Source organism: Bacteroides sp. RTP21281st1_H5_RTP21281_210402, from assembly GCF_040918965.1.
Taxonomy (GTDB): Bacteria; Bacteroidota; Bacteroidia; order Bacteroidales; family Bacteroidaceae; genus Bacteroides; species Bacteroides congonensis.
On record NZ_JBCOWR010000033.1, the window covers coordinates 22,931 to 34,531 of the forward strand.

8 protein-coding genes and 1 pseudogene are annotated in these 11,601 nt (G+C 43.3%); 5 read left to right on the forward strand and 4 right to left on the reverse strand.

Annotated elements, in window-relative coordinates; all coding sequences use genetic code 11:
* Positions 1-44: 44 nt before the first annotated feature.
* Positions 45-1,163, forward strand: a complete 1,119-nt coding sequence (locus tag AB5443_RS24420) for a hypothetical protein (protein WP_307997121.1) — start codon at positions 45-47, stop codon at positions 1,161-1,163.
* Here the strand turns inward: AB5443_RS24420 and AB5443_RS24425 are convergent.
* The 3 genes from AB5443_RS24425 to AB5443_RS24435 form a co-directional block, all read right to left on the reverse strand.
* On the reverse strand, positions 1,129-1,833 hold the full coding sequence (locus AB5443_RS24425) for an SAM-dependent methyltransferase (RefSeq protein ID WP_044655648.1): 705 nt from the start codon (positions 1,831-1,833) through the stop codon (positions 1,129-1,131). The genes AB5443_RS24420 and AB5443_RS24425 overlap by 35 nt on opposite strands.
* 92 nt (positions 1,834-1,925) lie before the next feature.
* A complete protein-coding gene (locus AB5443_RS24430) occupies positions 1,926-2,933 on the reverse strand; it encodes a gliding motility protein GldB (RefSeq protein WP_044655647.1) in 1,008 nt (335 codons plus the stop codon).
* A gap of 6 nt (positions 2,934-2,939) precedes the next feature.
* Positions 2,940-3,797 (reverse strand): enoyl-ACP reductase, encoded by an 858-nt coding sequence (locus AB5443_RS24435; protein WP_022138206.1) that lies wholly within the window; start codon positions 3,795-3,797, stop codon positions 2,940-2,942.
* A gap of 354 nt (positions 3,798-4,151) precedes the next feature.
* On the opposite strand from AB5443_RS24435, the pseudogene AB5443_RS24440 reads away from it, so the two are divergent.
* From AB5443_RS24440 to AB5443_RS24450, 3 genes and pseudogenes are all read left to right on the forward strand, one after another.
* A pseudogene (locus AB5443_RS24440) lies at positions 4,152-5,833 on the forward strand (glycoside hydrolase family 28 protein).
* A gap of 206 nt (positions 5,834-6,039) precedes the next feature.
* Positions 6,040-7,281, forward strand: coding sequence for a DUF4861 domain-containing protein (locus AB5443_RS24445; protein ID WP_368114554.1), 1,242 nt, complete (start codon positions 6,040-6,042; stop codon positions 7,279-7,281).
* 202 nt (positions 7,282-7,483) lie between these two features.
* A complete protein-coding gene (locus AB5443_RS24450; protein WP_277135465.1) occupies positions 7,484-9,160 on the forward strand; it encodes a glycoside hydrolase 43 family protein in 1,677 nt (558 codons plus the stop codon).
* Between the two features lie 80 nt (positions 9,161-9,240).
* Here the strand turns inward: AB5443_RS24450 and AB5443_RS24455 are convergent, their stop codons facing one another.
* Complete coding sequence (locus tag AB5443_RS24455; protein WP_277135464.1) at positions 9,241-9,669, reverse strand: DUF6575 domain-containing protein; 429 nt, start codon at positions 9,667-9,669, stop codon at positions 9,241-9,243.
* Positions 9,670-9,862: 193 nt separating this feature from the next.
* On the opposite strand from AB5443_RS24455, the gene AB5443_RS24460 reads away from it, so the two are divergent.
* Positions 9,863-10,513: an HAD family hydrolase gene (locus tag AB5443_RS24460; protein WP_277135463.1), complete on the forward strand. Its 651-nt coding sequence runs from the start codon at positions 9,863-9,865 to the stop codon at positions 10,511-10,513.
* The last annotated feature ends 1,088 nt before the right edge of the window (positions 10,514-11,601 follow it).

Consider the following 11,601-nt stretch of genomic DNA (forward strand, 5'->3'; position numbering starts at 1 on the left):
ATTTGTTTTATTAAGTAGAACCGACAAATAAACATAAAGTAGAGATGAACCATAAAGGAACACTTTCTTCCGCATTCAACATGTCACTGGGATTTATCCCCGTTATTATTTCCATTTTATTGTGTGAACTTATAACGCAAGACACGGCCATTTATATCGGTACAGGTATGGGTATCGTAGGTATATATCTTTCCCACCAACGAAAGGGGATACTAATTCCTAACTTTATCCTATATATTGCGACCGGTATGCTGGCACTATTATCCTTAGCCGCACTTATCCCCGGTGATTATGTTCCGGCTGGCGCACTTCCCATTACATTGGAAGTCAGTATCCTCATTCCCATGCTGATACTTTACATGCATAAGAAAAGGTTTATCAACCACTTCCTGAAGCAGATAGGTTCCTGTAACAAACGCCTGTACGCGCAAGGAGCGGAAGCCGCCGTCGTATCGGCACGCATCGCTTTAATCTTCGGTGTACTGCATTTTATCATTATCAGCATCGTTGTTGTTTTCCAAGACCCGATAGGACAAATAAGCGGGCTTATTCTTTACAAGATACTGCCCCCCACTATCTTTATACTAAGCATCCTGTTCAATCAGATTGCTATCCGTTTCTTTAATCACCTGATGTCTCATACGGAATACGTACCCATCGTCAACACTAAAGGAGATGTGATTGGAAAAACACCCGCCATCGAAGCAATCAATTATAAGAATGCCTATATCAATCCGGTGATAAGAATTGCCGTGTCTACACACGGAATGTTATTCCTTTGTGACAGACCGTCAACAGCCATCCTGGACAAGAATAAGGTGGATATTCCAATGGAATGTTATCTTCGCTACGGAGAGTCCCTGACAGCAGGCGCTACCCGTCTGATGAACAACGCACTCCCCCATGTCGAAGACATAAAACCGGAGTTCAACATCGCCTATCACTTCGAAAACGAAGTGACGAACCGGCTTATCTATCTGTTCATTGTCGATCTGGACGACGATTCCGTCCTCTGTACGCCCCGTTTCAAGAACAGCAAGCTATGGAGCTTCAAGCAGATAGAGGAAAACTTAGGCAAAGGCTTCTTCAGCAGTTGCTTTGAAGACGAATACGAACATTTGAAAAATGTTATTTGTATAAGAGAAAAATACAAGGAATCTTAGACAACTCGGGCACATGACCTTTCCAGTCTTTCACCGTGCGCGTCTGTATATATTCCCCTTCGCAAGTGATATTGGCGGCAATGCACAGCTTTGTCTGCGGACGGCAATTCTGTAAGATATCTTCCACCATTTTATGATTCCGGTAAGGCGTCTCGATAAAGAGTTGCGTCTGATTCTCGGCATACACACGCTGTTCCAATGCCTTTAACTTCTTGCCCCGTTCTCCCGGTTCAATCGGCAGATAACCGTGGAACGCAAAGCTTTGGCCATTAAAGCCCGAACCCATCACGGAAAGAATAATAGAAGAAGGGCCGACCAACGGAACTACTTTCAGCTTTTTGCGTTGTGCAATAGCCACCACATCCGCGCCCGGATCGGCAACGGCCGGACAACCCGCTTCGGATATGACTCCCATAGAAGCACCATTCACCAAAGGTTTCAGATAACCGGAAATATCTTCGGGCGAAGTATGCTTGTTCAACGGATAGAACGTCAACGCGTCAATATCAATCTCCCTGTCCACCTTCTTCAGAAAACGGCGGGCCGAACGGACATCTTCGACAATAAAATAACGGATACCGGAGATAATCTCCTTATTATAAGAAGGCAATACCTTTTCGATAGGCGTATCACCCAAAGTCACGGGCAACAAATAAAGGGCAGTTTCCACTTTAGAATGAAGAATTAAGACTATACATTAATATTAAAAATCAAATAAGGTTTTGAGCGAAGCTAATGAAAAATCAAGAATTGGGTAATCAATCAGGAAGCCAAATAGTTGGATTCACTCAGCATTGTATGATAGTCGGTAAATTCCAGAAGATCTTTCAGCTTCATATCCTTATGCTTTTTCATATATGAAGCGACGATTCTCGCGCCCACCCACGTACCTATCAATGCAGGAGCCTGGCTACCTAACATTTCAACAGCCGGAGCAGGTTTCATATAATAACGAAACACCATCGGGTCACGTGCGTTCAAATGGTCATTGGAACAGATATAATCCCAAATCGCCTGTTCATTCTCCCTGCACCAGTCATTCTCTTCTTTCGAATACCCCATCGCTTCACCTATATTATTATATCCTAACAAGTTCTGCACCACATAATTGATTTTGCCGGAGTGCATCATCAGGTCGACAAGACAAGTTCCTTCATGGTAATTCATACCATAGCGACTCAAAAGATAAAAAGCGAAACAATCCGGCACAATCCGTTCAGGACGCATCGAGCGGCATTGGTAATCATAATAAAAACGCTTGTAAAGAGGATAATCCTCTCCCATATATTTATCAAGGCTGATACCGAGCAAGGAATCGACCAGAATAATAGACTCGTTGAATGCAGATACCTGCGAGTAGATGAACGGCACTTTCGTATCGGGAACTTCCTTCTTCAGTTTCTTGAATCCCTTGGTCAGCCCCTTTTCCACTTCATCCAAATTGGGGAATTTAGCTTCCACATCTCCCATCAAACGAACCAATGTCGTATCCGAATAGAATTTTTGCAGCCGTTGGGAGATGGTATCATCCTTCACCGTACCGATGGCCAACACATCTTCAATCAGAATCTTTGTCGGCATACGATAATCCATCGTCAACTTCTGCATGGCAGAAAAGCTGTTGGAGCGAACATATTCGCCCAACAGCTTATCGTATCTTAGAACAGAAATCTCCTCTTCCTTCTGCTCCGTACCATTTCCTGTGCTTAACCCACAGGAGGCGAAAAGCATACTTATTACTATTATAAGAAGAGAAATCCGTAGTTTCATACTGTATTAACCGTAAATGATGTTACCATTTTCGTCCATGTACTCATCGAGTCCTTTCTCGTAAGTAGCCATGGCACGAAGACTCATACCTACACTGGAGAATCCGCCGTCGTGGAAGAGGTTCTGCATGGTCACCTTGCGGGTGAGGTCGGAGAACATCACGATGCAATAATCGGCACATTCGTCGGCAGTCGCGTTTCCAAGCGGAGACATGCGGTTGGAGAAGTCGAACAGTTTGTCCATCCCCTTCACGCCCGAACCGGCTGTTGTAAATGTAGGTGATTGTGAAATAGTGTTCACACGTACGCTGCGTTCGCGTCCGTAGATATAACCGAAGCTACGTGCAATAGATTCCAGCAATGCCTTCGCATCCGCCATATCGTTGTAGCCGTAGAAAGTACGCTGTGCAGCTACGTAGCTCAATGCAACGATTGAACCGTAATCGGCGATAGCATTCAGTTTCTTGGCAGACTGAATCATTTTGTGGAATGAAACGGCCGAAATATCCAATGTCTTATCCAACATTCCATAGTCAAGGTCATCGTAAGTACGTTTCTTGCGCACGTTGGGAGACATACCGATAGAGTGGAGCACAAAGTCAATTTGTCCGCCCAGTATATCCATTGAGGTTTTGAATACATTCATCAAGTCCTCTACGCTGGTAGCGTCTGCCGGAATAATCTGACAATTCAGTTTTTCGGCCAGAGCATCGACTTCACCCATGCGGATAGCCATCGGAGTATTTGATAATGTAATAGTCGCACCTTCTTCTACAGCACGTTCAGCCACTTTCCACGCAATGGACTGGTCATTCAACGCACCGAAGATAATACCTCTTTTTCCTTTCAACAAGTTGTAACTCATATCTTTTAATAGTTAAATTTTGTGCAAAGATAGTATCTTTCCGCATAAAATCATGAGAAGTGTGCAAATAATAGACAGAAATGACAAAAAATACACGTATTCTATCAATTAGTCCACATCCCTTTGGGGGTTCGCTCCTATCTTTGCATTCGATAATTAAGAGGTTTTTTCATAATATTTATTTAAGGTTAGAATTAGGTTAACATGAATTCGTCTTATTCCTCTCCAGCAGGCCGCCTGCGACAGATAGCCTGCGGAAGGACATAAGAATTATGAAAAACACCCTCATTAATATCCGATGGAATACCAATGAAAACAACAGATGTATAACCCTATAGAAAATAAGATTACCAAATGAACACATTGACAAAAAGACTTCTCTGGATGACCGTATGTTGCCTGCCGTTCGTCTCGGGATGCAAGTCCGGCGAGAAGACAGTTAGCGGAAGCACCATAGACGACGCCATTTATCAGAACCTGCCTTTCGAAATGCCGAAAGTACAACAACCGGCTTTCCCTGCTTACGAGGTGAACATTGTAGATTTCGGAGCCAAGGGGGACGGACTGTTCCTGAATACGAAAGCTATCAACGATGCCATCAAAGACGTGAACCGACATGGCGGTGGCAAAGTGGTTATCCCGGAAGGTATCTGGCTGACCGGCCCTATCGAGCTGCTGAGTAATGTAAATCTTTATACGGAACAAAATTCACTGGTACTCTTTACCGGAGATTTCGAAGCATATCCCATCATCGCCACTTCTTTTGAAGGCTTGGAAACCCGTCGTTGCCAGTCGCCTATTTCAGCACGCGACGCGGAGAATATCGCTATCACAGGATACGGCACATTCGACGGAAACGGCGATTGCTGGCGTCCGGTAAAAAAAGGCAAACTGACTGCTTCCCAATGGAAAAAACTGGTCAATTCAGGCGGTGTCCTTGATGAGAAACAAGAAATATGGTATCCCACGGCAGGCTCACTGAAAGGCGCTATGGCTTGCAAGGATTTCAATGTGCCCGAAGGCATCAATACGGATGAAGAATGGAACGAAATCCGTCCGTGGCTGCGCCCTGTTTTGTTGAGCTTCATCAAGAGCAAGAAGATATTACTGGAAGGCGTCACTTTCAAAAATTCACCGAGCTGGTGTCTGCATCCGCTGTCCTGCGAGGATTTCACAGTAAACAATATCATGGTAATCAATCCCTGGTATTCTCAAAACGGAGATGCCCTCGACCTGGAATCTTGCAAGAACGCGCTGATTATCAACAGTGTGTTTGATGCGGGAGACGATGCCATCTGTATCAAATCCGGTAAGGACGAAGACGGTCGCCGTCGCGGAGAACCTTGTCAGAATGTGATTGTGAAGAATAATACCGTATTGCACGGACACGGCGGATTCGTTGTAGGCAGCGAGATGTCCGGCGGTGTGAAGAATATATATGTAGAAGATTGTACATTCCTGGGCACTGACGTAGGCTTGCGTTTCAAGAGTACCCGCGGACGTGGCGGTGTGGTGGAAAATATCTACATCAACAACATCAACATGATTAATATTCCGAACGAACCGTTATTGTTCGACCTGTTCTATGGCGGCAAAGGTGCCGGAGAAGAATCGGAAGAAGACTTGCTGAGCCGCATGAAAACAGCCATCCCGCCGGTGACGGAAGAAACTCCGGCATTCCGCAATATCCATATTTCAAATATTGTGTGCAGAGGTTCGGGACGTGCGATGTTCTTCAACGGTCTGCCGGAAATGCCGATTAGCGATATCACAGTCAAGAACGTCGTGATGACGGAAGCTACGGATGGGGTTGTCATCAGCCAGGTGGACGGAGTTACTTTGGAGAACGTTTATGTAGAATCTTCCAAAGGCAACAATATCCTGAACGTCAAGAACGCCAAGAACCTGACCGTAGACGGAAAAACATACGAAGAAATCAATGCGAAAGGAGAGATTTTAAGTCTCAAATAAAGTTCACCACAGAGGACACGGAGAACACAGAGGATTCAAAGGACACAAAGAATTCAGTTCAATAAAATGAAATCCATTTACTGCATTATTCCTCTGTGCCCTCTGTGTCCTCTGTGGTGAAAAAAGAAAACCACAATATCATTATATAGAGTAAAAAGCTCAAATAGCAGACTATTTTATCTTCAAAAGATAGACAGTCTGCTATTTTTTTCAGTTATTTTTGCAGGGAGAAATACGATGTATACTATCAGCCTTTGAATCATTTGAAATCATGAAGAAGAATCTTTTTATACTTGCTTTCCTTTTAGGAAGTTTTAGTTTGCCGACTTGGGCTCAGAAACAGGAGAAGACCCTTACGGTAGAAGTGCATAATAACTGGAACCAGGCAAAAACAGACGCTCCGGTTGTCATCAACCTGCATGACCTGCATGCGGGTTTCAAAATCAAATCCGCAGTTGTCATGGAAGGGGCGAATGAAGTTCCGTCCCAACTGGATGACCTGAACAGGGACAGGAAGATGGATGAACTTGCTTTTGTAACCGACCTTCCCGCTCATGGAAGAAAGACATTTCAGGTAACTCTTTCTTCGGAAAAGAGCACAAAGACTTATCCCGAACGGGTGTATGCCGACATGTTTATCGTAGACCAACGCAAAGGGAAACATCAACGGGTACAGGCAATCACTGTTCCCGGAACCAGTAATATATACAGCATGGTACGTCCTCACGGCCCGGTTCTGGAATCGGAACTGGTAGGCTACCGTCTCTACTTCAATGAAAAACAGACCCCGGACATTTACGGCAAATTCAACAAAGGGCTGGAAATCAAGGAATCCCAGTTTTATCCTACCGATGCACAGTTAGCCAAAGGATTCGGCGATGACGTGCTTCGTGTGTTCGACAGTTGCGGCCCGGGCGCCTTGAAAGGTTGGGACGAACAGAAAGCCACCCATATCACTCCGGTAGATACCCGTACCGAACGTATCATCTCTTACGGCCCGGTACGTGTGATTGCGGAAATTGAAGTAACCGGATGGCAATATCAGGGTACGGAACTGGATATGATGACACGTTACACGCTTTATGCGGGGCATCGCGACTTGCATATCGAAGCATTCTTTGACGAACCGCTTGATAAAGAAGTTTTCTGCACAGGGGTGCAGGACATCACAGGCACTTCCAAATCTTTCTCCGACCATAAAGGACTGGTAGGAAGTTGGGGAACGGACTGGCCTGTAAACGACACAGTGAAGTACGCCAAAGAAACCGTAGGATTGGGAACTTGTATTCCTCAACGCTACGTGAAATCAGAGGAGAAAGATAAAGCCAACTTCCTTTATACGATTACCGCTCCGGGAAACAAATATTTCCAATATCATACCACTTTCACTTCCATGAAAGAAACCTTCGGATACAAGACTCCGGAAGCATGGTTCGCCTATCTCCGCGAATGGAAAGAGGAACTGGCTCATCCTGTGACAGTAAAGGTGAAGGACAGCCACGCCGCCAAGTAAAGAGAACCACATACTAAAAGAACCACATCCCACTAAATAAGGTAGAATACAAATACAACTAAACAAAAATTACGAGGTTTCTACCAATTTTTATACGACTCTGCACAATTATTACTCCATGTGCAGAGTCTTTTTTTCTACCTTTGCCAACGTAAGACAAGCCAACAAATCATTTATATAAAACTATTAATCTACCTATATCATGAAACGATTGACACAGACGTTAGTTCTCTGCCTGCTGACTGCCTTCCCGGCATTGGCGCAGAAAAACTATGTATCCGAAGTATGGGTTTCCGACCTCGGAAACGGCAAATACAAAAATCCGGTACTCTACGCCGACTACTCCGACCCTGACGCTTGCCGCGTAGGTGATGATTTCTATATGACTTCATCCAGTTTCAACTGTCTGCCGGGACTGCAAATACTACATTCCAAAGATTTGGTAAACTGGACGATTATCGGTGCGGCAGTGCCCGACGCCCTCACTCCTATCGAAACTCCGGAACGTCCGGAACACGGTAACCGTGTATGGGCTCCCGCCATCCGCCATCACGACGGTGAATTCTATATCTTTTGGGGTGACCCCGACCAGGGAGCTTTTATGGTGAAAGCCAAAGACCCGAAAGGCCCGTGGAGTGCCCCCGTTTTGGTTAAACCCGGCAAAGGAATCATCGACACCTGCCCGTTTTGGGATGAAGACGGAAAAGTATATATGGTACACGCGTACGCAGGAAGCCGTGCCGGACTGAAAAGCGTAATCACCATCTGCGAACTGAACGCAGAAGCTACCAAAGCCATCACCCCTTCACGTATCATCTTTGACGGTCACGAAGCCCACCAAACTTGCGAAGGCCCCAAAATGTACAAGAGAAACGACTATTACTATATCTTCCATCCGGCAGGCGGCGTACCGACAGGCTGGCAGGTCGTACTGCGTTCCAAGAACATCTACGGCCCTTACGAATGGAAAACTGTACTCGCACAAGGCAACTCTCCCGTCAACGGCCCTCATCAGGGTGCCTGGGTAGATACTCCTACCGGCGAAGACTGGTTTCTCCACTTTCAGGATGTAGGCGCCTACGGACGTATCATGCACCTGCAACCGATGAAATGGGTGAACGACTGGCCTGTTATCGGTGTGGATAAAGACGGTGACGGCTGCGGCGAACCTGTCCTGACTTACAAGAAACCGAACGTAGGTAAAACATATCCTGTCTGCACGCCGCAGGAAAGTGATGAATTCGACGGCTACACGTTGTCCCCGCAGTGGCAATGGCACGCCAATATCAATGAAAAATGGGCGTATTATGCAGGAGACAAGAGTTATGTCAGACTGTATTCTTATCCGGTCGTAGAAGATTATAAGAACCTGTGGGATGTAGCCAACCTCTTATTACAGAAAACTCCTTCCGATAATTTCACCGCAACGATGAAACTGACCTTCAGCCCCAATCAGAAGAATAAGGGAGAGCGAACCGGACTTGTCGTTATGGGCAGGGATTATGCCGGACTGATTTTAGAAAATACCGAGAAAGGTCTTGTCCTATCGCAAGTAGAATGTAAAAGGGCGGATAAAGGAAAACCGGAAGAAGTGAAAGCTACCGTTGACCTTTCCCAAAATACGGTTTATCTGAAAGTACGTTTCAGTTGTGACGGAAAGAAAATCAAAGCCAGCGAAGGCGGACATGACCTCATTGTAATGTGCAATTTCAGTTATAGCCTCGACGGAAAGAAATTCGAATCACTCGGTGTTCCTTTCCAGGCAAGAGAAGGACAATGGATTGGCGCCAAAGTCGGTATGTTCTGCACGCGTCCGGCTATTAAAACGAATGACGGCGGTTGGGCAGACGTGGATTGGTTCCGTATTACGAAGAAATAGCCAAAATACATATAAGGATAAAAAAGATTGTCCCGCTACTGCTTGAAAGTAGCGGGACAATCTTTTTATTTTCTTTCAACTTACATGCAAGCCCAACCAAATTTGCGAACAAGCTCTGCAAGCAGACTACGGTCTTTTATTGGCAAATTAATAACCACATTCTCGCGCTTCTCTCCAGATAAAACATATCCTTCAGTCGGCAATTTATCTTCCAACAATGCACTTTCCTTTAATAACGTTTTCTGGTATTCACCCGATTGAAACACAACATCGTAATATTCATGTTCATTTTCAGGCTGTAGATAGAGTAAACGCAAATCGGCTTTACCTGCTAAAAAAGATTCAAGTCTACGTGTAGAGATACGTATTCCCGTATAGCGACAGACCATCTCATCATCATACAAAAGACAAAGATACAGTGTATCAAAGGCATCTCTTGCCACAAAAAGCTGAGGCACATCACAGAAATCCAGAATCTTGTCTATCCTTAACACATCTTCCATTCCCATAATCAGACTATTTTAGCTTGTAAAACATTACAAATGTTAAGCCAATCTTGTAGAATAACAAATATATTTCCGGCTTTGTTGTTCATTCGATATTCTCTAAACTATTGCCTCATTCTTCCCAATCTCATTTTTTTAGTATACCTTTGCAGAATAAGAAATTTAAATATAGAATTAACTATAAACATAAGCCTTAATGAAAAAACTAGCAATATTCGATTTGGACGGTACATTACTAAATACTATTGCAGACCTCGCCCATAGCACTAATTATGCTTTAAATAAATTAGGATACCCCACACACGATGTGGAAAAGTATAACTTCATGGTAGGAAATGGTATCAACAAACTCTTTGAACGTGCATTGCCCGAAGGAGAAAAGACAGAAGAGAATGTACTCCGAGTTAGAAAAGAGTTCGTTCCTTACTATGATATCCACAATGCAGATGACAGCCGCCCTTATCCGGGTATCTCAGAACTTTTATCCTATTTACAATCCGCAGGTATCCAACTTGCCGTAGCTTCCAACAAGTATCAAGCGGCTACCGAGAAACTGGTTGCCCATTATTTCCCCGAAATCCGTTTCACTGCCGTTTTCGGTCAACGGGAAGGGGTGAATGTAAAGCCTGACCCGACAGTAGTTTTTGACATTCTGAAATTGGCCAATGTAGAAAAAGAGGATGTACTCTATGTCGGTGATTCGGGAGTCGATATGCAAACGGCAGCCAATGCAGGCGTGACAGCTTGTGGGGTAACATGGGGCTTCCGTCCACGGGCAGAATTGGAAGAGTTTAGTCCGGCATATATAGTGGATATAGCCGAAGAGATAAAAGAATTGATTCTTTAGCATACAGAAGAATATGCAACAGCTATCAATTCAACAAATATGAGTTACTAAGAAATCGCTTTAGCAAATAACTCATACCTGGTTATTATCTATGATGAAACTGAATAAAGTGATATTTCCTTTCGGCTTGTCGCTTATCAGGATATTCATCTATTTTAGTATTGTATTGGTTATCATCAATATACTTTAATGTATCAATATCTTCATTCTGCTGTGCGATTATCAACGACAGCACGAATATTATAAAAATTAGTACTATGTAGCCTAACGCCAATAAATAAGCAAGCATCTTGTACCAATAAAGAAACATTTTAAAATCACTAATTATGCCCATATTCTCAATTTTTTGATAATTTATTGGTTTCCCGCAGCACTAATAAAAAAGGCGCGGAAACTATTACGATATTATTTTGTGAAAGGCTCTGGTAAGCCTGCAATCCAATAATAAGTAATAGCTCCACGCCCATTGAGATATATAACAAAATTATATACAACATAGACGTGGAGACAGGTCACTTATTATCTGCGATTGCTAAAATTTACCAGATTCTTCACAACAGATAATAATGAAACACTATCTCTAGTAATTCAATAAAATGCATCTTCTTTTTCAAGACACACCACAAATATAAGTATATTTTTTCATTATAGATATTACTTTCTTCTATTATTTAATTATGCAGATTACTTTTATTTTTCAACTCCATTCTAGAATAAAAAAACAAAATCATTTCTCATATTCTCATAGGAAAGCATATTCATCTGATTACTAACCGTATATATTATGAGAATAAAATTATTTACATGTGTTTCTCATGGTTTTATCAAGAAAATGCGCTTAAAATAATGCATTTCTCATCCTATTACCGGCATTTCTCATGCATCAAAAATAGTATTCTCATAGTCTAATCATCAACGCTTAATGAACTGTAGTAAAGCTACCGTTCACCTTCATTATAACTAGCTGACAGTCAAAGATTATACTACTGTAATCAATAGATTTTCAATAAGACAGGGCAGACGCATTAAAAATTATTTTCCTGTAAAAGTTGTGACAAATATTTTTCATCCCATCCCGCTTTTAGTCT

Bases quoted from the DNA above. Each gene is read 5' to 3' on its own strand.
- AB5443_RS24420 (WP_307997121.1), top strand. From the start codon at position 45: ATGAACCATAAAGGAACACTTTCTTCCGCATTCAACATGTCACTGGGA.
- AB5443_RS24430 (WP_044655647.1), bottom strand. From the start codon at position 2,933: ATGAAACTACGGATTTCTCTTCTTATAATAGTAATAAGTATGCTTTTC.
- AB5443_RS24435 (WP_022138206.1), bottom strand. From the start codon at position 3,797: ATGAGTTACAACTTGTTGAAAGGAAAAAGAGGTATTATCTTCGGTGCG.
- AB5443_RS24445 (WP_368114554.1), top strand. From the start codon at position 6,040: ATGAAGAAGAATCTTTTTATACTTGCTTTCCTTTTAGGAAGTTTTAGT.
- AB5443_RS24450 (WP_277135465.1), top strand. From the start codon at position 7,484: ATGAAACGATTGACACAGACGTTAGTTCTCTGCCTGCTGACTGCCTTC.
- AB5443_RS24455 (WP_277135464.1), bottom strand. From the start codon at position 9,669: ATGGGAATGGAAGATGTGTTAAGGATAGACAAGATTCTGGATTTCTGT.
- AB5443_RS24460 (WP_277135463.1), top strand. From the start codon at position 9,863: ATGAAAAAACTAGCAATATTCGATTTGGACGGTACATTACTAAATACT.